Annotated in this window: 23 protein-coding genes; 6 read left to right on the forward strand and 17 right to left on the reverse strand. The window is 72.8% G+C overall.

Features of this window, described 5'->3' with window-relative positions; genetic code table 11:
- Positions 1–230 precede the first annotated feature (230 nt).
- Positions 231–1,094: a phosphotransferase enzyme family protein gene (locus tag ACIQZO_RS31640; protein ID WP_403632734.1), complete on the reverse strand. Its 864-nt coding sequence runs from the start codon at positions 1,092–1,094 to the stop codon at positions 231–233.
- A gap of 84 nt (positions 1,095–1,178) precedes the next feature.
- On the opposite strand from ACIQZO_RS31640, the gene ACIQZO_RS31645 reads away from it, so the two are divergent.
- The 4 genes from ACIQZO_RS31645 to ACIQZO_RS31660 all read left to right on the forward strand — a co-directional run bounded on the left by ACIQZO_RS31645 (position 1,179) and on the right by ACIQZO_RS31660 (position 6,116).
- Positions 1,179–3,359 (forward strand): FUSC family protein, encoded by a 2,181-nt coding sequence (locus ACIQZO_RS31645; RefSeq protein WP_403632736.1) that lies wholly within the window; start codon positions 1,179–1,181, stop codon positions 3,357–3,359.
- A 51-nt stretch (positions 3,360–3,410) separates the two neighbouring features.
- The gene (mgt, locus tag ACIQZO_RS31650; RefSeq protein ID WP_403632739.1) at positions 3,411–4,613 is read left to right on the forward strand and encodes a macrolide-inactivating glycosyltransferase; all 1,203 of its coding nucleotides are present in this window, start codon (positions 3,411–3,413) and stop codon (positions 4,611–4,613) included.
- A gap of 20 nt (positions 4,614–4,633) precedes the next feature.
- Entirely contained in the window at positions 4,634–5,236 is a 603-nt protein-coding gene (locus ACIQZO_RS31655) for a DUF1697 domain-containing protein (protein WP_403632743.1), read from the forward strand.
- A gap of 82 nt (positions 5,237–5,318) precedes the next feature.
- Entirely contained in the window at positions 5,319–6,116 is a 798-nt protein-coding gene (locus tag ACIQZO_RS31660; protein ID WP_403632745.1) for a hypothetical protein, read from the forward strand.
- A gap of 8 nt (positions 6,117–6,124) precedes the next feature.
- Here ACIQZO_RS31660 and ACIQZO_RS31665 read toward each other — a convergent pair whose 3' ends face one another.
- Entirely contained in the window at positions 6,125–6,970 is an 846-nt protein-coding gene (locus tag ACIQZO_RS31665; RefSeq protein ID WP_403632748.1) for an aldo/keto reductase, read from the reverse strand.
- Between the two features lie 44 nt (positions 6,971–7,014).
- On the opposite strand from ACIQZO_RS31665, the gene ACIQZO_RS31670 reads away from it, so the two are divergent.
- Positions 7,015–8,043 carry a ketopantoate reductase family protein gene (locus ACIQZO_RS31670; protein WP_403632751.1) on the forward strand — a complete coding sequence of 343 codons (1,029 nt, stop codon included), beginning with the start codon at positions 7,015–7,017 and terminating at the stop codon, positions 8,041–8,043.
- A 64-nt stretch (positions 8,044–8,107) separates the two neighbouring features.
- Here ACIQZO_RS31670 and ACIQZO_RS31675 read toward each other — a convergent pair whose 3' ends face one another.
- The 15 genes from ACIQZO_RS31675 to ACIQZO_RS31745 all read right to left on the reverse strand — a co-directional run bounded on the left by ACIQZO_RS31675 (position 8,108) and on the right by ACIQZO_RS31745 (position 22,551).
- Complete coding sequence (locus ACIQZO_RS31675) at positions 8,108–8,863, reverse strand: sirohydrochlorin chelatase (protein WP_403632754.1); 756 nt, start codon at positions 8,861–8,863, stop codon at positions 8,108–8,110.
- A 5-nt stretch (positions 8,864–8,868) separates the two neighbouring features.
- A complete protein-coding gene (locus ACIQZO_RS31680; RefSeq protein ID WP_403632757.1) occupies positions 8,869–9,765 on the reverse strand; it encodes an ABC transporter permease in 897 nt (298 codons plus the stop codon).
- Positions 9,752–10,546 carry an ABC transporter ATP-binding protein gene (locus tag ACIQZO_RS31685; protein ID WP_403632760.1) on the reverse strand — a complete coding sequence of 265 codons (795 nt, stop codon included), beginning with the start codon at positions 10,544–10,546 and terminating at the stop codon, positions 9,752–9,754. The genes ACIQZO_RS31680 and ACIQZO_RS31685 overlap by 14 nt, the downstream gene beginning before the upstream one ends.
- A gap of 34 nt (positions 10,547–10,580) precedes the next feature.
- Positions 10,581–11,696 carry an aliphatic sulfonate ABC transporter substrate-binding protein gene (locus ACIQZO_RS31690; RefSeq protein WP_403632763.1) on the reverse strand — a complete coding sequence of 372 codons (1,116 nt, stop codon included), beginning with the start codon at positions 11,694–11,696 and terminating at the stop codon, positions 10,581–10,583.
- Between the two features lie 206 nt (positions 11,697–11,902).
- Positions 11,903–13,243 carry a sulfate adenylyltransferase subunit 1 gene (locus tag ACIQZO_RS31695; protein ID WP_403632766.1) on the reverse strand — a complete coding sequence of 447 codons (1,341 nt, stop codon included), beginning with the start codon at positions 13,241–13,243 and terminating at the stop codon, positions 11,903–11,905.
- A gap of 2 nt (positions 13,244–13,245) precedes the next feature.
- Entirely contained in the window at positions 13,246–14,187 is a 942-nt protein-coding gene (gene cysD / locus ACIQZO_RS31700) for a sulfate adenylyltransferase subunit CysD (RefSeq protein ID WP_403632768.1), read from the reverse strand.
- Positions 14,184–14,729, reverse strand: coding sequence for an adenylyl-sulfate kinase (cysC, locus tag ACIQZO_RS31705; protein WP_403632771.1), 546 nt, complete (start codon positions 14,727–14,729; stop codon positions 14,184–14,186). Before cysC ends, cysD begins: the two co-directional genes overlap by 4 nt.
- Positions 14,730–14,764: 35 nt before the next feature.
- Complete coding sequence (locus ACIQZO_RS31710; RefSeq protein ID WP_403632774.1) at positions 14,765–15,478, reverse strand: phosphoadenylyl-sulfate reductase; 714 nt, start codon at positions 15,476–15,478, stop codon at positions 14,765–14,767.
- Positions 15,475–15,654, reverse strand: a complete 180-nt coding sequence (locus ACIQZO_RS31715) for a hypothetical protein (protein ID WP_030009617.1) — start codon at positions 15,652–15,654, stop codon at positions 15,475–15,477. The genes ACIQZO_RS31710 and ACIQZO_RS31715 overlap by 4 nt, the downstream gene beginning before the upstream one ends.
- The gene (locus ACIQZO_RS31720) at positions 15,651–17,357 is read right to left on the reverse strand and encodes a nitrite/sulfite reductase (RefSeq protein WP_403632777.1); all 1,707 of its coding nucleotides are present in this window, start codon (positions 17,355–17,357) and stop codon (positions 15,651–15,653) included. Before ACIQZO_RS31720 ends, ACIQZO_RS31715 begins: the two co-directional genes overlap by 4 nt.
- Before the next feature lie 213 nt (positions 17,358–17,570).
- Complete coding sequence (locus ACIQZO_RS31725) at positions 17,571–17,654, reverse strand: putative leader peptide (RefSeq protein ID WP_312847410.1); 84 nt, start codon at positions 17,652–17,654, stop codon at positions 17,571–17,573.
- A 134-nt stretch (positions 17,655–17,788) separates the two neighbouring features.
- Positions 17,789–18,502 carry a hypothetical protein gene (locus tag ACIQZO_RS31730; protein ID WP_403632780.1) on the reverse strand — a complete coding sequence of 238 codons (714 nt, stop codon included), beginning with the start codon at positions 18,500–18,502 and terminating at the stop codon, positions 17,789–17,791.
- Between the two features lie 210 nt (positions 18,503–18,712).
- Entirely contained in the window at positions 18,713–19,282 is a 570-nt protein-coding gene (locus ACIQZO_RS31735; RefSeq protein WP_403632783.1) for a GNAT family N-acetyltransferase, read from the reverse strand.
- Between the two features lie 5 nt (positions 19,283–19,287).
- Positions 19,288–20,550 carry a GAF domain-containing protein gene (locus tag ACIQZO_RS31740; protein WP_403632913.1) on the reverse strand — a complete coding sequence of 421 codons (1,263 nt, stop codon included), beginning with the start codon at positions 20,548–20,550 and terminating at the stop codon, positions 19,288–19,290.
- Between the two features lie 357 nt (positions 20,551–20,907).
- Positions 20,908–22,551, reverse strand: coding sequence for an acyl-CoA dehydrogenase family protein (locus ACIQZO_RS31745; protein ID WP_403632786.1), 1,644 nt, complete (start codon positions 22,549–22,551; stop codon positions 20,908–20,910).
- 17 nt (positions 22,552–22,568) lie between these two features.
- Here ACIQZO_RS31745 and ACIQZO_RS31750 point away from each other — a divergent pair, with 17 nt between their 5' ends.
- A complete protein-coding gene (locus ACIQZO_RS31750; protein WP_403632789.1) occupies positions 22,569–23,684 on the forward strand; it encodes a YihY/virulence factor BrkB family protein in 1,116 nt (371 codons plus the stop codon).
- Positions 23,685–23,730: the final 46 nt, after the last annotated feature.

Below are 23,730 nucleotides of genomic sequence, written 5' to 3' on the forward strand. Positions count from 1 at the left end.
GTATCCGAACGGGACGACCCGCACCAGTGCGTCGAACCTGAACTTCACGGCGGGGCAGACGATTCCGAACCTGGTGGTCGTCCCCGTCGTGAACGGCAAGGTGAGTTTCTACAACCACGCGGGATCGGTGCACCTGATCGCCGACGTGGCCGGCTACTACACCTCGTAGCGCCGGAGGGTGCCCGCCCCGCGCCGGTCGGGAGTCCGGCCGGGGCGGGGCGGGCACGTGTCTAGAACGAATGCCACCGCGTCTCCCCGTCCCCGTCCCTGAGAGAGGACACCCGGCGGCGGAATTCGGCCAGGGCCTTCGGGTTCGTGGGGGCGTGCTGGGCGACCCAGGCGCAACTGGCCGTCTCCCGGGCGCCGCGCAGGACCGCGCAGCCCTCCCAGTCGCGGACGTCCCACCCGTACGCCGCCACGAAGGCCCCGTACTGCCCGGCGGGCAGGCCGTACCGGTGGCGGGCCAGCGCCATCACCACCAGATCGTGCTCGCGCAGATCGGCCGACACGGTCTCCAGGTCGACCAGGACCGGGCCGTCCGGGCCCACGTGCACATTGCGGGGCAGGGCGTCGCCGTGGACCGGGCCCCTGGGCAGGTGCGGGGTCAGGGCCGCCACCTCGTCGGCGTAGGCGTCCCGGCGGGCCCGCAGATAGGCCGCGTCGGCCGGATCGACGGACTCTCCCGCCAGCCGCAGCCAGCGCTCCACCCCGTCCAGCAGGTCCCGCGCGGGCAGGGCGAACGGCGGCTCGGGCAGCGCGTGCACCAGGCGCAGCAGCGCCGCCAGGTCCCCGGGCCCGGCCGGCCGCACGGGCTCCGGCAGCCGGTACCAGAGGGTCAGCGGGTGCCCGTCCACCAGCCGCGGTCCCGGCTCGGCCGCGCGGACCGCCGGCACCCCGCAGGCGGCGAACCAGTCGGACACCGCGAGTTCCCGTTCGGCCCGCTCCAGCAGCGCCGCCTCCCGGCCCACCTTCACCACCAGGTCGCCGACGGCGAAGACCGCGTTCTCGCCGAGCGCCAGGAGCACCGCCGCCCCGGACGCGCCCCCGGTCAGGCCCGCCGCCGCCAGTACGTCCCTCGCCCGCGCCTCGTCCATACCGCCGGCCCCGCCCTTCGCTCCTGATCCGCTTCCGCCCGCCAGTATGTGGTGGCATCCGGCGAGTGGCCCGATCCTGTACTCATGGGCGCCCAACCCGAGGGAAGCGCCGGCCGCGGCCCCGCGGTCGTGACGCGGCGCGCCCTGCGCACCACCCTTTCCGCTTGTGCCTCGTTCTTCGTGTGCCTCTACGCGCTGGACCGCCCGGTGGCGGCCACGTACGCGCTGTTCGCCGCGGTGTCGATGGCGGCCCTGTCCCACATCCCGGGTACCGGACGCCAGCGGGCGGCCGTCATGGTCAAGGCGACGCCCACCGCCTGGGTGCTGCTGACGATCGGCACCTACCTCGCGATCCGCACCTGGAGCGCCGTCGTCGGCATGCTCCTGATCGGCTTCTTCCTGGCCTTCGTGGCGGCGGCCGGCCCCCGCGCGGCGGGCGCCGCGCCCGGCCTGCAACTGCTCTACATCCTGCCGTGCTTCCCGCCCTACGCCCCCGACACCCTGCTGGAGCGGCTCGCGGGAGCCACCTTCGGCCTCCTGCTGCTGGTCCTCGCCGAGGCGTTCGTCCTGCCCGAGGAACCCGGGCCGACCTACCGGCGCCTGGCCGCCGCCGCGGCCGACACCGCCGCCCGCTGCGTCGCCGAGCTGGGGCGCGCCCCGTACACGCTGTCCGCCGCGTCGGTGGAGGAGGCCCGGGCGGCCGGCGAGTCGCTGCGGCCCTTCAGGGTCGACGAGGCCGACCGTCCCGCCGGGCCGGGTCTGCGGGACCGCGCCCTGTCCCACGGGGGCCTGGCCGCCCGCACGCTCCTGGCCCGCCTGGTGAACCTGCCTCCGCCGCCCCCGCCCCCGGGCCCTGTACCTATGGAGCAGGAACCCGAGGTGCTGACCGCGGTCGGGCGGGCCGTCGCCGAGACCGCCGCCCTGCTGGACGGCTCCGCCGGGAGGACCGAAGCGGCCGACGCCCTGCGGCGCGTACGGGAGCAGGCCGTCACGTCGGCCGCGCGGCAGGCGCCCACCACTGCCGGGCGCGGCCGCCGCCGGGCGGCGCTGCTGGAGGTGGCGGACGCCGCCGTGGCCCTGACGACGGCGGCCGAGCTGGCGGTACGGGGCCGCCGCGCGCGGGTTCCCGACGACGTCGACTCGGGCCGGTTCTGGTACGCCAGGCAGCTCGCGCCGCGCCTGTGGTGGCACCGGCTGGCGGGACATGCCGGGCCGCGCTCGGTGTACTTCCAGAACGCCGTCCGGATCAGCCTCGCGCTGGCGGCCGCCCGCACGATCGCGGGCGTGGACTCGCTGCCCCACGGCTTCTGGGCGATGCTGGCCGTCCTCAGCCTGACCCGGACCACCGCCTCCCAGACCCGGGCGACCGTACGCGTGGCGATCACCGGCACCCTGCTCGGCGCCCTGGTCACCGGGGTCCTACTGGCCCTCATCGGGGGCCACACCACCATCTACGCCATCGCCCTGCCGTTCGTGATGCTCACCGCGTTCCGGGTGGGGCCGGTCCGGGGGGTGGGCTGGGCGCAGGGCATGTTCACCCTCGTCGTGGCCTTCGTCTTCGCCCAGCTGGCACCGGTGACCTGGCAGCTCGCCGAGGTCAGGATCCTGGACGTGATCATCGGCAGCCTGATCGGTGTGGTGTTCGGGGTGCTCGCCTGGCCGCGGGGGGCGCAGCGCGAGCTGCACCGGGCGGTCGCCCTGCTGCTGGCGACGGAGGCGGATACGGTCGAGCGCACCACGGCCGTCGTGGTGGAGGGCGGGCCGGGGCACGTCCCCGACGACCGGCCGCTCCAGCACGCGCTGACGATGGCGGAGTCCGCGTTCGCGCAGCACCAGAGCGAGCCCAGGACGACCGAGGACCCGAAGACGGACTGGCAGGCGGCCATGATGTCGGGCCACCACGTGCTGTGGGGTTCACGGCGGCTGTTCGTCCGCGGAGGTCCGGCCGTTGGGCCGGCGAACAGTGCCCGGCTGGACCGCCGGGCGGCCGGGGTGGCCACCCGTATGCGGGCGGCGGCCGACCGGGCGGGGGCGGGCCCGGACGAGACGGATCCGCAGGGCGCCCCGCTGCCGTCCGGCGGGTCCGCGACGGACGAACCGCCGGGGGTCTCCTCACCGCGGTTCTTCGCCGCGCTGGCCTGGCTCGATTCCCTCAACGTCGACGTCGACCGCATGACGGCCTCGCCTCACCTGCCGAGCCGATCGGGTCCGAACGGCTCGGCAGGTCCGAACGGCCCGGCCGCCGGTCCGTCCGCTCCTGCCTGAGCGGCGGGAAATTGGTTGCACGAGACGTATCGTCTCGCTTATGGTCCGATCATGACCGCAGCCAAGCCCGCCCACATCGCCATGTTCTCCATCGCCGCGCACGGGCACGTGAACCCGAGCCTCGAGGTGATCCGCGAACTCGTGGCCCGGGGCCACCGTGTCAGCTACGCCATCCCCGCCCCCTTCGCCGAGAAGATCGCGGAGACCGGCGCCACGCCCGTGATCTACACCTCCACCCTCCCCACCGACGACGAGCCGGAGGCCTGGGGCACCGAGCTCATCGAGAATCTGGAGCCCTTCCTGAGGGACGCCGTCCAGGCGCTCCCGCAGCTCGCCGCCGCCTTCGAGGGCGACGAGCCCGACCTCGTCCTCCACGACATCACCTCCTACCCCGCGCCCGTGCTCGCCCATCGCTGGGGCGTCCCCGCCGTCTCCCTCTCCCCGAACCTGGTCGCCTGGGACGGCTACGAGCAGGAGGTGGCCGAGCCGCTGTTCGCCGAGCTGAAGGCCTCCGAGCGCGGCCGGGCGTACTACGCGGCCTTCGCGGCGTGGCTCACCGAGAACGGCCTCGGCGACGACGTCGACCGCTTCCAGGGCCGCCCGCGGCGCAGCCTCGTCCTCATCCCCCGCGCGCTCCAGCCGCACGCCGACCGCGTCGACGGGTCCGTGTACACCTTCGTCGGCGCCTGCCGGGGCGATCGCAGCACGCCCCGGGGAGCCTGGCAGCGGCCCGCGTCCGCCGAGGGCAAGAAGGTCGTACTCGTCTCCCTCGGCTCGACCTTCACCAAGCAGCCCGCCTTCTACCGCGCCTGCGTCGAGGCCTTCGCCAACCTGCCCGACTGGCATCTCGTCCTGCAGATCGGCAAGTTCACCGACGAGGCCGAGCTGGGGCCGGTCCCCGACGATGTGGAGGTCCACCGCTGGGTCCCCCAGCTGGACATCCTGCGCCATGCCGACGCCTTCATCACCCACGCGGGCGCCGGCGGCAGTCAGGAGGGACTCGCCACCGCCACCCCGATGGTCGCCGTCCCGCAGGCCGTCGACCAGTTCGGCAACGCCGACGTGCTCGTCTCGCTGGGCGTGGCCCGCCACGTCCCGATGGCTGAGGCGGACGCCGCGACCCTGCGCGAGGCGGTCCTCGGGCTGGTCGCCGACCCGGAGGTGGGCGCCCGCGCCGAGGCCGTCCGCGCACAGATGGCCACCGAGGGCGGCGCGCGGCAGGCAGCCGACCTCATCGAGGCCGAATTGTCGTAGCCGGGTCCTAGGGTGCGCCCATGACGACGAAGAAGGTGACGATGACGGCGACGAAGACGGCGACGAAGACGGCCGTGACGAAGAAGTACGCGGCGCTGCTGCGCGGGATCAACGTCGGCGGGAGCAAGAAGGTCCCGATGGCGCAGCTGCGCACCCTGCTGGAAGGGCTCGGGCACGGTGACGTACAGACGTACCTGCAGAGCGGCAACGCCGTCTTCAGCAGCACCCGGCAGGACCCGGAGGCCCTCGCCCGGGAGCTGGAGGCGGCCATCGAGGCCCACTTCGGCTTCCGCGTGGCCTGCCTGGTGCTGGACGGCGCCTACCTGCGCGCCGTCGCCGAGGCCTGCCCCTTCCCGGCCGCCGAGCTGGAGGGCAAGCAGCTGCACGTCACCTTCTGGTCCCGGCAGCCCGGCCCGGAGCGCTTCGCCGCGCTCGACGAAGCCTCGTACCTCCCCGAGGAGTACCGGCTCGGCGACCGGGTCCTCTACCTCTACGCACCCGACGGCCTGGGTCGCTCCAAGCTCGCCGAGGCACTCGCCAGGCCTGCCGTCGTCAAGGGCGTCGACGTGACCACCCGCAACTGGAACACCGTGGCGAAGCTCGTGGAGTTGACCGGGATCTGACCTCGGGTTCCGGTCGCCAACTCCCCCCGGGAACCGTCCGGTGCGGATTCAATGGGGGCAGGACGCAAGGGGAGGGGGACCCATGAGCGAGATCCTGCCCGCCGGGGAGGACGCACCGGCCGGACCGCGCGCCGGCCGGACACGGCGCATGGCGGAGGTGGCCGCCGTGCTGTCGGCGGTGACGGCCCTGGCGGCGCTGGTGTTCGGCCTGCGCGGACTCACCGGCGCCGGAGCGGGCGGCGGTGGTTCGCCGCGTACGCCGGCCGCCCCGGGCGTCCCGGGCGGCGCCTCCGAGCCGCCCGCCGAGAGACCGTCGGCCCGCCCCACGGCTACCAGCACCCCGACGCCCGCGGGCACGGCGGCCACGGGCGCGGCCACGGACCGCCCCACCCCCGTCCAGAGCCCCGCACCGCCGCCGCCGGCGGGCTCGCACCGGGTCGACGCGGCCGCGCTCACCGTCTCCGTCGCCGTGCCCGACGGAGGGAAGATCAAGGACGACGACGCGCTGCACGTCAACTGGATCTCCCCGGACGGCCGTTACGTCATCGGCGTCAAACGCGACAGCACACACGGCAGCACCGCCCAGGCGGCCTCCATCGGCCAGCTCGCCTGGTACCGCAAGACCGCCGAGTCCAAGATGGTGGACCTGACCGCACAGAACCGGACCGTGGAGCAGGGCGGCCGCAGCGCCGTCCGCCTCGACCTCGACTTCCACTGGGAGGGCGTGAGCACCCCGGTCCGGCGCATCGAGCTCTTCGTCGCGGGGGAACAGGGCCAGGTCTACCAACCCCTCGTCGAGGACCGGTACCTGGACGGCGCCTCGGCCCTCACCGGCCTCTACGAGACCGCCCGCACCCACCTGCGCACCGACCGGCCCTGACGCCGGCCTCAGGCGAGCGCGTCCAGCAGCGCCGACTCCGTCGCCGTGAGCCGGACCGTCGCCGCATCCAGGTTCTCCGCCAGGTGCAGGAGGGAACCGGTGCCCGGCGTCGGGCACAGCACGGGGGAGTGGTGCAGCAGCCACGCCAGGGCGATCCGGCCCGTACTCGCCCCGTGGGCCGCCGCCACCGAGGTGAGCGCGGCCGCGCTCTCGCGGGTCAGGGCGCCGCTGTCCAGGGGGTAGTACGGGAGGAAGGCGATCCCCTGCGCCTCGCACAGCGCGAGCACCTCCGCCGAGCCGCGGTCGAGCAGGTTGTACGGGTTCTGGACCGAGGCGATCGGGGTCGACTCCAGCGCCGACCGCAGCTGCGCCGCGGTGACGGTGTCCAGCCCGATGTGCCGGATCAGGCCCGCCTCCCGCAACCGGGCCAGCGCGCCCAGCTGTTCGGCCATCGGTACCGCGGGGTCGAACCGGTGCAGCTGGTAGAGGTCGATCCGGTCCACGCGCAGCCGCCGCAGACTCGCCTCGCACTGCGCCCGCAGCTGCTCCGGGCGGCCCGCCGCGTGCCACTGGTCGGGCCCGGTGCGCACCACCCCGCCCTTGGTGGCGACGACGAGCCCCGCCCGGTACGGGTGCAGGGCCTCGGCGATCAGCTCCTCGGCCAGCTCGGGGCCGTAGTTGTCGGCGGTGTCGATGAGGGTGACCCCGCGCTCCACCGCTTCGGCCAGCAGCGCCCGGGCCTCGGCCCGCCCGCCGCGCGGGCCCCAGTAGCCGGGGCCGACCAGACCGCCCGTTCCGAGCCCGAGCCGCCGCACGGGCAGCTCCCCGCCGAGATCCAGAACTACGTTCACCATGCCCCGACCGTATCCCCGGGGGCGGGATGTGCCAGGCTCGTGCAATGCGTTACATCATCATCGGCGCGGGCGCGGTCGGCGCCACCATCGGCGGACGGCTCGCGGAGGCGGGCTGCGAGGTCGTGCTCGTCGCACGCGGCGCGCACGCGGAGGCCCTTCGGGCCGACGGACTGCGGCTCACCACGGCCGACGGGACCGGGGTGCACCGGCTGCCCGTGGTCACCGGACCGGGCGAACTGGGTGAACTGCGCCCCGACGACGTGCTGCTGCTGTCCGTGAAGACCCAGGACGCCATCGCCGCGCTCGACGCGTGGGGCGACGCGGAGGTCAAGGCCGGCGGTACGGCGGCGCAGCGGCTGCCGGTGCTGTGCGCGCAGAACGGCGTGGAGAGCGAGCGGCTCGCGCTACGGCGTTTCGCGCGCGTCTACGGGGTGTGCGTGTGGCTGCCCGCGACCTTCCTGGAGCCGGGCGTGGTCTCGGCGCTGTGCGCGCCGCTGACCGGCGTCCTGCACGTGGGCCGGGCGGCGGGCGGCACGGACGCCCTGTCCCGGGCCGTCGCGGCGGACCTCGGCGGAGCCGGCTTCGGGGCGCCGCCGGTCGAGGACGTGATGCGGTGGAAGTACGCGAAACTGCTGGGGAACCTGGGCAACGCGATCCAGGCGACCACCGGCCCGGAGCCGGACCCGGCGAAGGCGGCGCTGCTGCTGCGGGCGGTCCGCGAGGGCAAGGCCGCCTTCCGGGCCGCGGGCATCCCGTACGCCTCGGACGCCGAGCAGTCGCTCGCGCGCGACGGCAAGGTCGAGCAGCCGGCGGGCGTGCGGGGCGGTTCGTCCTGGCAGAGCCTGGCGCGCGGGACGGGGTCGGTGGAGGCGGACTACCTCAACGGGGAGATCTCCCTGCTGGGCCGTCAGCACGGCGTGCCGACCCCGGTCAACGACGTCCTGCGGCACGCGGCGAACATCTTCGCCCGCGAGGGGCTGCCGCCGGGCGCGATGTCCGTGCAGGACTTGACGGCCCTGGCGGACGAGGCGGCGGCACGCACCACGGGGACACCGGACACGGACAGGCCCTAGCCGATCCGGACGACCCTGCGGTGCGCCGGTGCCGGGAAGAGCGGCGGCGGGGGCAGGCTCGGTGCTACGCCGTCAGCGCGGGCAGCCGGGCCGGGGCCGTGGCGGCCGCTTCGAAGCGGTGCAGCAGCAGCCGGGCCAGTTCGGGGGCCGCGCCCAGCACGTCCGCGACGACGTCCGCGCCCGAGGCTTCGGCGCCGGCCGCGATGCGGTCCGGGAGGCGGCCGGGGGCGATGACGTACGGGGCCACCGCCACCCTCTCGAAGCCCTCGGCGCGCAGGGACCGTACGGCGTCCTCCGTACGGGGCAGTGCGGCGGAGGCGAACGCAGGCCGCACGGCACACCAACCGGTGCGCCGCCACTCCCGCGCGGTTTCAGCGATCACTGCGATCGCCTCCGGGTCCGTGGAGCCGGCGGACGCGAGCACCACGGCGGTGGTGGCGCGGTCCGCCGGGGTGAGGCCGGCTTCGGAGAGCCGGCGTTCGAGGGCGGTCAGCAGGAGCGGGGACGGCCCGAGGACGTCCGCCACCCGCACCGACAGCCCCGGCAGGCGCGAGGTCGATTCGGCGAGCGCCGCCGGGATGTCGGACTTCGCGTGGAAGGCGCGGGTCAGCAGCAGCGGGAGCGCCACGACCTCGCGTACGCCCGAGAGGTAGAGCGAGGACAGGGCCTGGCCCACCGAGGGGGTGTTGAAGTCCAGGAAGGCCGTCTCCACGCGCAGCCCCGGCTGCAGCGCCCGCACCCGCCCGGTGAGGGCGTGCACGGTTGCCGCGTGCCGCGGGTCGCGGCTGCCGTGGGCGATGACCAGGAGTGCGCAGGACATGGGGATCAGCTCTTCGCCAGCAGGCCGCGGCTGCGCAGCACCCACCGCTCGACCGGGCTGAAGATCAGCAGGTCGATGGCGATGCCGACCACCAGGATCAGGATGATCGCGAGGAACACGCCGGGCAGGTCGATGTTGTTGCGGCCGTTCTCCAGCAACTGGCCCAGGCCCAGGCCCAGGTCCGGCGAGGAGGCGATGATCTCGGCGGCCATCAGCGAGCGCCAGGAGAAGGCCCAGCCCTGCTTGAGGCCGGCGAGGTAGCCGGGCAGCGCGGCCGGCATGACGATGTGCCGGGCTCCGCGCAGCCCGGTGGCGCCCAGGGTACGGCCGGCCCGCAGGTAGAGCGGCGGGATCTGGTCGATGCCGGAGACGAGGCCGTTGGCGATGGACGGTACGGCGCCCAGCAGGATCACCGTGAACATCATGGCGTCGTTCAGGCCGAACCACAGGACGGCCGGCGGCACCCAGGCCACCGACGGCAGCGACTGAAGGCCCTGCAGGATCGGGCCGATCGCGGCGCGGACGAACTTCACCCGGGCGACCAGCAGGCCCAGCGGGGTGCCGATGGCCAGGGCCAGCAGGAAGCCGAGCAGACCGCGGGAGACGCTCGTCCAGATGACCTCTAGCAGCGTGCCCTTGAGCCACATGTCGGACAGGCTGTCCCACACCGCGGACAGCGCGGGCAGCTTCGTCTCCTCGATGACCTCGGTCGAGACGAGGACCTGCCAGACCAGGAGCACCAGGATCACGGCGAGGACCGGCGGGAAGACCTTCTTGACGAGGATCTCGCGGATCGGGGTGCGGTGGGTCTGGACCGCGTCGAGGGCGTCGAGGCCCGCCTCCAGGCCGGCGAGGTCGTCGGTCTTGACCGTGGCCTTCGGGGTGGTGTCAGTGCTGGCCATGGCGGCGGATCTCCCCACGCAGGTGTTCAGTGATCTCGAGGGACAGTTCCGCGACGTCCGCGTCCTCGATGCGGCGCGGCTGCGGGATGTCCACGGTCCATTCCTTCGCGACCCGGCCCGGCCGGGAGGAGAGCAGGACCACGCGCTGGGCAAGGCGGACGGCCTCGCGCACGTTGTGGGTGACGAACAGGACGGACAGCCCGGTCTCGGCCCAGATGCGGGTGAGTTCGCCGTGCAGCACATCGCGGGTGATGGCGTCGAGGGCGGCGAACGGCTCGTCCATCAGCAACAGCCGGCTGTCCTGGGCGAGCGCCCGGGCCAGGGCCACGCGCTGGCGCATGCCGCCGGACAGCTCGTGCACGCGCTTGCCGTACGAACCGCCGAGGCGGACCAGCTCCAGCAGCCGCTCGGCCTCCGGGCGGCGCTCGGCCTTGGCCACCCCGCGCAGGCGCAGGGCGAGTTCGATGTTCTTGCCCGCGGTCAGCCACGGGAAGAGGGCGTGCTCCTGGAACATCAGCGCCGGACGGCCGCCGGGAGTCTCGATGGACCCCGCGGACGGCTTGTCCAGGCCCGCGACCAGGTTCAGCAGCGTGGACTTTCCACATCCCGAGGCACCCAGGATGGTGACGAACTCGCCGGGGGCGACATCGAGGCTGATGTCGTCCAGGACGAGCTGCGATCCGGCAGGGCCGGAGAAGGACTTCGAGACGTGCTCGATGCGGGCGGCGTGCGTACGCTCCAGGGCGGAGCCCTCGGCAGCCTTGGCGAACGTGGTGGCCATGGTCGTCACCTCCTGGGATTCCTGGGTTGCGGGGTTACTTGGCGCCGAGGCCGGCGTCGGAGACTGCGGGTTTGCCGGCGGCTTTGAGGACCTTGTTGAGGAGGGTGAGGTCGTAGATGCCGGCGAGGTCGGGCTGCTCGATGAGCTTGGCCTTGACGGCGTGGTCGGCCTGCTTCTTCAGGGTGTCGGCGAGCGGGTCGTCGGTGACGAGGATGCCGGGCCAGGCGGGGTCGATGACCTTCGGGTCGAGGGGCTTGCCGCCTTCGGCCTCGAGTTTGGCGTTGGCGGAGGCCTTGGCCTTGTCGGGGTTGGCGTTGATCCACTCGTTGGTCCTGACGGTGCCGGTCAGGACGGCCTCGACGACGTCGGGGTGCTCCTTGAGGAACTTCTGGGACACGATGATGTTCGTGATGACGAACTTCTTGTCGGGCCACAGGGTGGTTTCGTCGAGGAGGACGGAGCCGCCGTCGGAGACGAGTTTGGCGGCGGTGGGTTCGGGGGCCCAGGCGCCGTCGATGGAGCCCTGCTTGAAGGCGTCGGGGGTGACCTTGTTGTCGGTGCGGACGACGGAGACGTCGCCCTTGCCGGACTCGGGGTCGACCGTCCAGCCCTTCTCGGAGATCCAGTTGAGGAAGGCGACGTCCTGGGTGTTCCCCTTCTGGGGGGTGGCGATCTTCTTGCCCTTGAGGTCGTCGAGGGTTTTGATCCTGTCCGGGTTCACGACGAGCTTGACGCCGCCGGAGGCGGAGCCGGAGATGATGCGCAGGTTGGAGCCCTTGGACTTGACGTAGCCGTTGATCGAGGGGGAGGGGCCGATGAACCCGATGTCGAGAGAGCCGCCGTTGAGGGCCTCGATCTCGGAGGGGCCGGCGTTGAAGGACTGCGGCTTGATCTTCGTGCCGCTGAGTTCCTTCTCGATCAGGCCTTCCTGGAGGCCGACCAGTGCGGTGGCGTGCGTCAGGTTGGGGAAGTACCCGATCCGGACCTCGGGGGCCGAGAGCTTCTTGCCGGCACCGGCACTGTCGGCGGCCTTCGGCTCGTCCTTCTTCGCCTCGGAACCGTAGCCGCAGGAGGCGAGCGCGCCGATCAGGAGCGGCAGGGCGGCAGCGGCGACGATGCTGCGGCGGAAGGCGGTGGTGGTGGGAGGCACGGGAGGGCTTCCTCTCGTGACGGCGTCATCTCATGACGCACGTCTTCGTTTGTGGAACGAGGTCGGACAGGGGGTGTGGGCGCGCATGCGGTGCACGTACGTCATCGCGCACATCGCGCAACCCCTCCCTGGCCGCTGCCGAGGGCGCCGCTGCCCACGCGGCCGCCCTCCTTCGCGAAGGTGGAGAAGATGTCGGGAAGCATGAGTCAGAAGTCCCAGCCTTCCTCGTCGGCCTGCACGGTCGTCTCGGCCTTGGACGCGAAGGACTCGCCCGCCATACCGGCCGCGAGGGTGGTCCCGTCGGCCGGGTCGATCAGCAGGAAGGACCCGGTGCGGCGCGAGTCGGCGTACGCGTCGAGCGCGAGGGGCTCGGCGGTGCGGACGACGACGCGGCCGATGTCGTTGGCCACCAGCTGCCCGGGGTTCGGGTGCTGGGACAGGTCGTCCAGGGTCAGCCGCGAGGGGATCTCCTTGACGATCGCCTTGACCGTGCGCGTCGTGTGCTTGATCAGTACCCGGGCGCCGACGGCCAGCGGCTGGTCGGCCACGTGGCAGACCGTCGCCTCGACGTCCTGTGTGGTGGCCGGGGCATTCGCGGACGGCGCGATCAGGTCGCCGCGCGAGATGTCGATGTCGTCCTTCAGCCGCAGTGTCACCGACTGCGGGGCCCAGGCGATGTCCACGCTCTCGCCGAGTGCGTCGATGCCCTCGATGACCGAGGTCCGGCCGGAGGGCAGGACGGTCACGGCCTCGCCGACGCGCAGCACGCCGGAGGCGATCTGGCCCGCGTAGCCGCGGTAGTCGGGGTGCTCGGCGGACTGCGGACGGATCACGTACTGCACCGGGAAACGCGCCGGGCAGGCCGTGAGGTCGTGGCTGACGGGGACGGTCTCCAGGTGCTCCAGCACCGTCGGGCCGCCGTACCAGTCCATGTTGGCGGAGGGTTCCACCACGTTGTCGCCGGCCAGGGCCGAGATGGGGATCGCGGTGATCTCCGGGACGCCCAGGTCCGAGGCGTACGCGGTGAACTCCTCGGCGATGGCCGCGAAGACCGACTCCTGGTAACCCACCAGGTCCATCTTGTTGACGGCCAGGACCACGTGCGGAACGCGCAGCAGGGCCGCGACGGCCGCGTGCCGGCGGGTCTGCTCGATGACACCGTTGCGGGCGTCGACGAGGACCACGGCCAGGTCGGCGGTGGAGGCGCCGGTGACCATGTTCCGGGTGTACTGCACGTGCCCCGGGGTGTCCGCGAGGATGAACCGGCGCCGCGCGGTGGCGAAGTAGCGGTAGGCGACGTCGATGGTGATGCCCTGCTCCCGCTCGGCCCGCAGACCGTCGGTGAGCAGCGCGAGGTCGGGGGCGTCCTGGCCGCGCTGGGCGGAGACGGCCTCGACGGCCTCCATCTGGTCGGTCAGGACCGACTTGGAGTCGTGCAGCAGCCGGCCCACCAGGGTGGACTTTCCGTCGTCGACGGAACCGGCGGTCGCGAAGCGCAGCAGGGTGGTCGCCGACACATCGGCGAACTGCTCGGTGGTGCTGGTCATGTCTAGAAGTACCCTTCGCGCTTGCGGTCTTCCATCGCGGCCTCGGACATCTTGTCGTCGGCGCGGGTCGCACCCCGCTCGGTGAGGCGGGAGACGGCGATCTCGGCGATCACGGCGTCCAGCGAGACGGCGTCCGAGTCGACGGCGCCGGTGCAGGACATGTCGCCGACGGTGCGGTAGCGGATGAGCCGCGTCTCGGGCGTCTCGCTGTCCTTCGGGCCGCCCCACTCGCCGGCCGTCAGCCACATGCCGCCCCGCAGGAACACCTCGCGCTCGTGGGCGAAGTAGATCTCCGGCAGCTCGATGCCCTCGCGGGCGATGTACTGCCAGACGTCCAGCTCGGTCCAGTTCGAGAGCGGGAAGACGCGCACGTGCTCGCCGGGGGCGTGGCGGCCGTTGTAGAGCTGCCACAGCTCGGGGCGCTGGCGGCGCGGGTCCCACTGCGAGAACTCGTCGCGGAGGCTGAACACCCGCTCCTTGGCGCGGGCCTTCTCCTCGTCGCGGCGGCCGCCGCCGAAGACGGCGTCGAACTTCAGGCTCTGGATCGCCTCGGTCAGCGGCACGGTCTGCAGCGGGTTGCGGGTGCCGTCGGGGCGCTCGCGCAGCTTGCCCGCGTCGATGTACTCCTGCACGGAGGCCACGTGCAGGCGCAGGCCGTGCTTCTCGACCGTGCGGTCGCGGTACTCCAGCACCTCGGGGAAGTTGTGGCCCGTGTCGACGTGCAGCAGCGTGAAGGGCACCGGCGCCGGCGCGAACGCCTTCAGCGCCAGGTGCAGCATGACGATGGAGTCCTTGCCGCCGGAGAAGAGGATCACCGGCTTCTCGAACTCGCCCGCCACCTCGCGGAAGATGTGCACGGCCTCGGACTCCAGCGCGTCGAGGTGCGACAGCGCGTACGGGGCGTCGGAGCCGGAATCGGTGTGCAGGTGTGCGGCCGTGGTCATGCCAGACCCCTCTCGGTGAGCAGCGCGTGCAGGGCCGAGGCCGACTCCTGCACGGTCTGCGTGTGCGACTCGATACGGAGGTCCGGGGACTCCGGTGCCTCGTACGGGTCGTCGACCCCGGTCAGACCGGAGATCTCGCCCGCCGCCTGCTTGGCGTACAGGCCCTTCACGTCGCGCTCGGAGCAGACCTCGACCGGGGTGGCCACGTGGACCTCCAGGTACGGGGTGGCTTCGGCGGCGTGCCGCTTGCGGACGGCCTCACGGCTGTCCGCGAACGGCGCGATCACCGGCACCAGCGCCTTGACGCCGTTGCTCGCGAGGAGCTCGGCGACGAAACCGATCCGCTGCACGTTGGTGTGCCGGTCCTCGCGGGTGAAACCCAGGCCGGCGGAGAGGAACTCGCGGATCTCGTCCCCGTCGAGCACCTCCACGCGGTGGCCCTCGGTGCGCAGCCGCTCGGCCAGCGCGTAGGCGATGGTGGTCTTGCCCGCGCTCGGCAGCCCGGTCAGCCACACGGTGGCGCCCTGGTCGCTCACGCTCATCTGGTTCGTCTCCGTAGGTTCTGTGCTGTCCGTCATCAGCCGTGCAGTCCGCACTCGGTCTTGCCCCGCCCGGCCCACCGGCCGGCCCGCGCGTCCTCGCCCTCGGCGACGCGCCGGGTGCACGGGGCGCAGCCGACGGAGGCGTACCCGTCCATCAGCAGCGGGTTGGTGAGCACACCGTGCTCGGCGACGTACGCGTCCACGTCGTCCTGGGTCCAGCGCGCGATCGGCGACACCTTGACCTTCTGCCGCTTCTCGTCCCAGCCGACCACCGGGGTGTTCGCCCGGGTCGGGGACTCGTCGCGGCGCAGGCCGGTCGCCCACGCGGTGTACGCGGTCAGGCCCTCCTCCAGCGGCTTGACCTTGCGCAGCGCACAGCACAGGTCGGGGTCGCGGTCGTGCAGCTTCGCGCCGTACTCGGCGTCCTGCTCGGCGACGCTCTGACGCGGGGTCAGCGTGATGACGTTGACGTCCATCACGGCCTCCACCGCGTCACGGGTGCCGATGGTCTCCTCGAAGTGGTAGCCCGTGTCGAGGAAGACCACGTCCACACCGGGGAAGACCCGCGAGGCCAGGTGCGCGACGACCGCGTCCTCCATGGAGGAGGTCACGGCGAACCGCTTGCCGAAGGTCTCGGCCGCCCAGCTCAGGATCTCCGAGGCGGAGGCGTCCTCCAGGTCCCGGCCCGCCCGCTCGGCCAGCTCCTTGAGTTCCCCGGCCGTGAGACGCACGTCTTGAGTGGTGGTCATATCCCGTCCCCTCCCGCTGAATCCGACTGGACACCCCGGGCCAGCAGCCCGAGGTACTTCAGCTGGAAGGCCCGGTTGCAGGCCCTGCATTCCCACGCGCCGTGGCCCGTCTCATTGGGAAACAGGTCCTCGTCGCCGCAGTACGGGCAGTAGAACGGTGCGGCGCGCTCGCTCACGAGAGACTCTTCTCGTCCGCGCGGGCCACCCACGCCGCGAACCGCTCGCCGTCCTCGCGCTGCTCCTCGTAGTGCTTGACGACCCGCTCGACGTAGTCGGGCAGACCGGCCGAGGTGACCTTGAGGCCGCGGACCTTGCGGCCGAAGCCGGCCTCCAGGCCGAGGGCGCCGCCCAGGTGGACCTGGTAGCCCTCCACCTGGTTGCCGTCGTCGTCCAGGACCAGCTGACCCTTGAGACCGATGTCCGCCACCTGGATACGGGCGCAGGCGTTCGGGCAGCCGTTGATGTTGATGGTGAGCGGCTCGGCGAAGTCCGGCAGGCGGCGTTCCAGCTCGTCGATCAGCGAGGCGCCGCGCGCTTTGGTCTCGACGATCGCCAGCTTGCAGAACTCGATGCCGGTGCAGGCCATCGTGCCGCGGCGGAACGGGGACGGCTTGACCCGCAGGTCCAGCGACTCCAGCGCCTCGACGACCGAGTCGACCCGGTCGGCCTCGATGTCGAGCACGATCATCTTCTGCTCGGCGGTGGTGCGCAGCCGGCCGGAGCCGTGCTGCGCGGCCACGTCCGCGATCTTGGTGAGGGTGGCGCCGTCCACGCGGCCCACGCGGGGCGCGAAGCCGACGTAGAACTTGCCGTCCTGCTGCTGGTGGACGCCCACGTGGTCGCGCCACTGGCCGCTCGGCTGCGCGGGGGCGGGGCCGTCGGTGAGCTTGCGCTCCAGGTACTCGTCCTCCAGGACCTGGCGGAACTTGGCCGGGCCCCAGTCGGCGACGAGGAACTTCAGGCGGGCGCGGTTGCGCAGCCGGCGGTAGCCGTAGTCGCGGAAGATCGAGATGACGCCCTCGTAGACGTCCGGGACCTCGTCGAGCGAGACCCAGGTGCCCAGGCGCACACCGAGCTTGGGGTTGGTGGAGAGACCGCCGCCGACCCAGACGTCGAAGCCGGGGCCGTGCTCGGGGTGGTTCACGCCCACGAAGGCGATGTCGTTGATCTCGTGCGCCACGTCGAGCAGCGGCGAGCCGGAGATCGCGGACTTGAACTTGCGGGGCAGGTTGGAGAAGTCCTTGTTGCCCACGATGCGGCGGTAGATCTCGTCGATGGCGGGCGTGCCGTCGATGATCTCGTCCAGGGCGATGCCGGCGACGGGCGAACCGAGGATGACGCGGGGCGTGTCACCGCAGGCCTCGGTGGTGGACAGGCCCACGGCCTCCAGCCGGCGCCAGATCTCCGGGACGTCCTCGATCCGGATCCAGTGGTACTGCACGTTCTGGCGGTCGGTGAGGTCCGCGGTGCCGCGCGCGAACTCCTCGGAGATCTCGCCGATCACACGGAGCTGCTCGGTGGTCAGCCGGCCGCCGTCGATGCGGACGCGCAGCATGAAGTACTCGTCGTCCAGCTCCTCCGGCTCCAGGATCGCGGTCTTGCCGCCGTCGATCCCGGGCTTGCGCTGGGTGTACAGGCCCCACCAGCGCATCCGGCCGCGCAGGTCGTTGGGGTCGATCGAGTCGAAGCCGCGCTTGGAGTAGATCGTCTCAATGCGTGTCCGCACGTTGAGACCGTCGTCGTCCTTCTTGAACTGCTCGTTGCCGTTGAGGGGGGTGTGGTGTCCGACGGCCCACTGGCCCTCACCGCGGTGACGGCCGGTCTTGCGGCGCGCGGCGGCTGCGGGTGCGGCTGCGGGCGTTTCGGGGGTGGCGGCCATGGCGGTACGTCCTTCTTCGGCGGCTCGAGGCAAGGGCAGGGGGAGGCGGCAGCGCTCCCCTGCGGGCTCGGCGACTCCGAGCGGATGCGGCTGATTGCCGCTCCGCGCCGGGGTTGCCGGCGGGCAGGGCGGAATCGGCCTCAGGGGGCTAGCGGGTGATCGGCGCGTCCGCGGCGGCGGGGACGACGGCGATGCGCGGCGTGGCTGGTTCCGTCAGCGCGCCGGACAGATGGCGCTGGACATGCGGCCGAGGTCGACGTGCCGCCGACTCACCAAGGCAATTCCAGCTCCATTCATGGCGGAAGCGTGTCATGTGCCGATTGGAGGAGTCCACTACTGTCCACGATCCGGACGAACTCGTCCCGAATGGTGGGACGACGTGACGGGGGTCACCCAGTCGGGAGGGCCTGCCTCCGGTTGGTTCGTCCACTTTACGTCCGCGGCCGTCCGGGTTGCCCGGGCTGCTGCCCGGGCTCCGGTGGAGCGACCGGGCGGAAGGGCGTCGATGTCTCGATGCCGACGGCGTCGGGGCCGTCCTGCCGGAGCCGCTCCAGCGGGGGAGCCGGGGAGTCCGTCGGCGGAGAGGAGGCGGGCCTCTCCTGCTTCGGGGGCGCCGAGGTGATCGCTCCGGCCGACATCTCGAGCGGGAGGCGGGGCCGCGGGACATGTACGAGGGCCTTCCAGGTCCCCCTGCCCCGGTCGACGTCGGCGAGGGCGCTCGGCCAGTTCGACCGCTCGTCGCCCCGCCGGACCATCGCGTACACGGTCGACCCGGGCCCGAGCCCGCTGACCGTGCCCTCGAAGTAGACGGCGACGCCGGAGGGCGGCGTCGCCGGATCGGCGTACTGCCGGGTGAGGTGGGTGGTGACCACGGTGTCCGTCCTGCGGCCCATCGACGGGTCGAGCGCCGAGCTCAGGGTCGGATCGGGTGCCGGGTCCCGGCCGCCGGATCCCGACTGCGAGAGGAGCACCGCGACGAGCGCGGCCATGGCCGTGACGACGGCCGCGATGAGCGTCTGCCAGCGGTGGGACGCCGCCAGCCACCGGGCCATGCGCGGGCGAGGACGGGTGGGAGCGTCCGAGGGATCCTGCGGGGCGTCCGGGTTCGGCGCCGGGTCCGGCTCCGGTGGCTGTGCGGCAGTCATGACCCTCGCCTGCGCTCGACGGAGCTCCAGCATGCGCGGGCCCGCCCCCGACCGGCCCGCCGCCACGCCGGACGGGCGAAGCACAGGGTTCGGCTCGCGGGCCCGACCGGGGACCCGCAGCGCCCGGCGCCGGCCCGGGGCCGACAGCGCGGCCGCGGGCCGGCGGCGGCAGGCTCCCACCGAGTCCCGGCACGATGCGAAAGAGACGGCCTAGGAGTGGGCGCCCGGCCAGGGGCCCGGGGTGGGGGACTCCTGCCGGGACTCCGTCTCCGTCCTGAAGACCTTGAAGCCGCGCCGCTCGTAGTTGCTCATCGCCGTCGGTCCGTCCTGGCTGCACGTGTGCACCCACACCCGACGGGTCGGCTCCCGGTCGGGCCACCGCTCCGCGAGGGACCAGGCGCGGGCCACGCCCACCGACAGCAGGTGCCCTCCGATGCGGCGCCCGCGGAAGTCCGGCAGGAGACCGAAGTACATGATCTCCACCACGCCGTCGTCCTGCGGGTCCAGCTCCACGTACCCCGCCGGCGTGCCCCGGTCGTACGCCACCCAGGTCTCCACGCCCGGACGCTCCAGCTGCTCGACCCACTGCGCGCGGGTCAGGGACAGCCGGTCCGTCCAGTGGATGTCACCGCCCACCGACGCGTACAGGAAACGGCTGAACTCGGGGGAGGGGACCTCCGCCCGCACGATGGAGATCTCCGGGCCCGCCGGAGCCGCCGCGACGAGGTCCTGCGCGGAGTTCATCTCCAGCGACCAGGTGGTGAGTGTGATGGTGCTCATGCAGCTCAGGGAATCATGCCGGGCTCCGTCCGGCCCAGGCGGGCCCGGATCACCGCCGGGGCCGTGGAGTGCGGGAGCAGCGACGCCGGGTCCCGGGGCCGGATCAGTTCCACCTCCACGTCCTCCGCGAAGCGGTACGGCCGGTGCGCGAGGACCCCGGCGAGGTGGCGGCGTACGCGGGACAGCTCCGCGCGGACCGTCACCGTCCGCGTCGGGTCCCCGAACAGCTCCGCGGCCAGCTCCGCCGCCGAGTGCCCGCGCGGGCTCTGCGCCAGCAGGAACAGCAGCTCCGCGTGGCGCGGGCTCAGCTCCTGCGACCAGCTCCCGGACGCCCCGTACACCGTCGCCGACCAGCACCGCGCCCGGCTGAGGTCCAGCACGATCCGCGACACCGCCTTACTCGCGCGGTCCTCGGCCACCCGCAGCAGCCAGCCGCCGGGCAGCGGCTCCACGACGCACTCCCCGAGCCGCGGCACCCACACCCGGCCCGGCCCGAACGCCTTCGGCAGCGGGATCCGCTCCGCCGGGGCCAGACCCGTCACCGCCGCGGCCCAGCCGTTCGGGTCCACGGCCAGCGCCCGCCCCGGCAGCCGGGCCAGCAGCGGGGCCGCCACCGTCCGCAGCCGCTCCAGCGACTCCAGGTGCCGCACCCGCAGCTCCCGCTCCGCGAGGCGCGCCACGGAGCTCACCCACGTCAGCGTCGCCGGGTGCATGGTGGCCAGCGGCCCGCTGACGTCGACCACGCCCAGCAGCCGCCCGTCGCGCGGGTCCCGTACGGGTGCCCCGGCGCAGGTCCAGTCGTGGTGGCTGGAGACGAAGTGCTCGGCCGAGAACACCTGCACGGGGCGCCGGGCCACCAGGGCGGTGCCCACCCCGTTCGTGCCGACCACGGCCTCGTCCCAGTCCGCCCCGACCGCGAAGCCGAGCCGGTCCGCCTTGCGCAGGATCGAGGAGTGGCCCTCCCGCCACAGCAGCCGCCCGTCCGCGTCCGCGACGACCATGATGTGCAGGGCCTCGTCCAGGGCGGGCAGCAGCCCCTCGCGCAGCACCGGCAGGATCTCCCGCAGGGGCGACACGTGCCGGCGCTCCTCGGTCTCGGCGGCCGACAGCATCCGCGAACGCGCGTCCCGGTCCGGGTGCACCCCGCCGGCCAGCATCCGGCGCCAGGACTCTGCGATCTCCGGTCTCGGTGCGGCCGGCGGCCGCATCCCGGCCAGCGCCGCCGCCCGCACCCCCTTGAGCAGACGCGCCGCCGCCCGCGCGTCCATGGCCGAGATGCGAGCGACATCGATCGTGCTGCCTGTGGTGTCGGCCACCGGAACCTCCCCGTGCGAACAGGACGTACGACGCAAGCCGCCCCCGGTGCTCCGCGCCCACGCTTCTCCCGGCGCCCCGAAGGACGGCTGCCGACTCAAAGGTTGCAACGGTATGCAACTCTCGCCAAGTCCCGGTCGGTCGACCGAAACTGTCCGGACGCCGCAGAGCGGCGTGCAGGCTCCTCCTCGGGGCTTCGGAACAGGGGTGGCGCCGAGTCGGCGCGGCGCCACCCCTGATCCGGTCGGCGGGTCCGGATCCCGGCCGGGAGCGGTTTGGGGACCGCTGCGGAGCCCGACGGGGGCTCCCTCCTAGCCCGTGATCCGCGCCCGTTCCACCACCGCGCGCAGGTCGAGGGTGTGCGGCAGCGTGCCGAAGGCCGCACCCCAGTCGCCGCCCAGCCGCGAGGCGCAGAAGGCGTCCGCGACCTCCGGCGGAGCCCACCGCACCAGCAGGGACCCCTGGAGCACCAGCGCCATGCGCTCCACCACCCGGCGGGCCCGCGCCTCGATCCCGTCCAGGTCGGCGAGATCCGTCAGCAGGTCCTTGATGGCCGAATCCAGCCGGTGGTCGGCGCCCCGGGCCAGGCCGACCTCCTGGAGGAAGGCGTTCAGTGCCTGCGGCTCCCGCTGCAGGGCGCGCAGTACGTCCAGCGCCTGGACATTGCCCGAGCCCTCCCAGATGGAGTTGAGGGGGGATTCGCGCAGCAGTCTGGGCAGCCCGGACTCCTCTACGTAGCCGTTGCCCCCCAGGCACTCCAGGGCCTCCGCCACCATCGGCGTACAGCGCTTGGTCACCCAGTACTTGGCGGCGGGCACGGCGAGGCGCAGGAAGGCCTTCTCCTGTTCGGTGCCGGCGTCGTTGGCGGCCGCCAGGCGCAGGGTCAAGGTGGTGGCGGCCTCCGACTCCAGGGCGAGGTCGGCGAGCACGTTGCGCATCAGCGGCTGGTCGATGAGCGGCGCTCCGAAAGCAGAGCGGTGCTCCGCGTGGTGCACGGCCTGCGTCAGGGCCTGCCGCATCAGCGAGGCCGAGCCGATGACGCAGTCCAGCCGGGTCGCCGCGACCATCTCGATGATGGTCCGCACCCCGCGGCCCTCCTCACCGACCCGCCGCGCCCAGGTCCCGTCGAACTCCACCTCGCTCGACGCGTTCGACTTGTTGCCCAGCTTGTCCTTCAGCCGCTGGATCGCGAAGACGTTGCGCGTCCCGTCCGGCAGCACCCGCGGCACCAGGAAGCACGTCAGCCCTCCCGGAGCCTGCGCCAGCACCAGGAAGCCGTCGCTCATCGGCGCCGAGCAGAACCACTTGTGCCCGGTCAGCAGGTACTCGCCGGACGCGTCCAGCGGCACCGCCGCCGTCGTGTTCGCCCGAACGTCGCTGCCGCCCTGCTTCTCCGTCATCCCCATCCCGAAGAGCACACCGCCCTTCTCGGCGGGCGGCCGCAGACCCTGCTCGTACACGTGCGAGGTCAGCCGCGGCTCCCATTCGGCGGCCAGCACCGGATCGGCGCGCAGCGCCGGCACCGCCGCGTGCGTCATCGAGATCGGGCAGCCGTGCCCCGACTCGGCCTGCGACCAGACGAAGAACCCGGCGGCCCGGCGCAGGTGCCCCGCCGGCCGCCCCCAGGCGTCGGTCAGCCCGGAGGTCACGGCGTGCCCGAGCAGCCGGTGCCAGGCCGGGTGGAAGTCCACCTCGTCGATCCGGTTGCCGTAGCGGTCGTGCGTCCGCAGCGTGGGCGGATTCTCGTTCGACTGCACACCCCATTCCTGAGCCTGCGCGGAACCCGCCGCGCGCCCGAGGTCGGTGAGCTCCTCCCTTACCTCGCCGAGGAGTTCGGGATCGGCGGATGCGAGGTGACGCTCGACGCCCTCCGTGAGGGCCCGATCGCCGCCGTAGACGTCGTGGCCGACCAGGGGCGGGGGCTGGTTGCTGACTGTGTGGGTGGTGGCTGCCATGCGGATACCGTAAGGACGTGCAGCCAGCAAAAGAAACACCCGAGCGGATCCCAGGACGGCTCCACCGGGCCCGCGCCCTCTACCGCAACGTCTCGATGCGGAAGATGGGCTGGCTGCTGCTGAAGGACACCGTCAACTCGTGCATCGAGTACCGGATCCTCGGGCTCGCGGCCGAGGCGGCGTTCTTCACGCTGCTCTCGCTGCCCCCGCTCTTCCTGGGCCTGCTGGGTCTGCTCGGCTACGTGGACGGCTGGACCGACACCCGTACGGTCGAAAGTATCGAGGAGAACATCCTGCGGGCGGTCGGCACGGTCCTGTCCGACCGGGGCGTCAACGACATCGCGCGACCCCTCCTCGACGACGTCACCGGCCGCGGCCGCCCCGACCTGATCTCGCTCGGTTTCGCCTTCGCCCTCTGGTCGGGATCGCGGGCGGTCAACGTCTTCATCGACACCATCACCGTGATGTACGGCCTCGACGGCCAGCGCGGCATCGTCAAGACCCGGCTGCTGGCCTTCCTGCTCTACATCATCGCGCTGCTCATCGGTGCGATCGTGCTGCCGCTGATGGTGGTGGGCCCGGACGCGGTCGTCCGGCTCGTGCCCTGGGGCACCGAGGTGATCGCTGTCCTGTACTGGCCGACGGTGACCCTGCTGTCCATCGCCTTCCTGACCACGCTCTACCACGTGTCCGTGCCCGTGCGCTCGCCGTGGATCGAGGACGTGCCGGGGGCGCTGGTGGCCCTCGCCATGTGGGTGCTGGGCTCGTTCCTGCTGCGGATCTACCTGACCAACACCGTGGAGGGGCCGACGATCTACGGATCGCTGGCCGCGCCCGTGGCCGTCCTGCTGTGGATCGGTATCTCGGCCTTCGCCGTGCTGGTCGGCGCCGCCGTCAACGCCGCGATCGACCGCGTCTGGCCCTCCGTCGCCACGGCGGCGGCGCGCGAGGCGAACGAGCGGGCGCGCGAGGCGGAGGCCGCCCAGCTGATCGCGCGGGCCGCCGCCTGGCGGGCGATGGCGGAGGGCGAGTCGGAGGACGACGAGGACGACGGGATGCCGTCGGAGTTCCCGGAGCGGTGGTCGAAGTTCCTGCCGCCCGAGGACTACCACTCCCGGCTGCGCAAGCACTGAGTACGCGGGCACGCGGGCACGCGGCCGCCGCGGCCCGCTCCGGACG

The organism is Streptomyces sp. NPDC097617, assembly GCF_044761485.1.
In the GTDB taxonomy this organism is placed as follows: domain Bacteria; phylum Actinomycetota; class Actinomycetes; order Streptomycetales; family Streptomycetaceae; genus Streptomyces.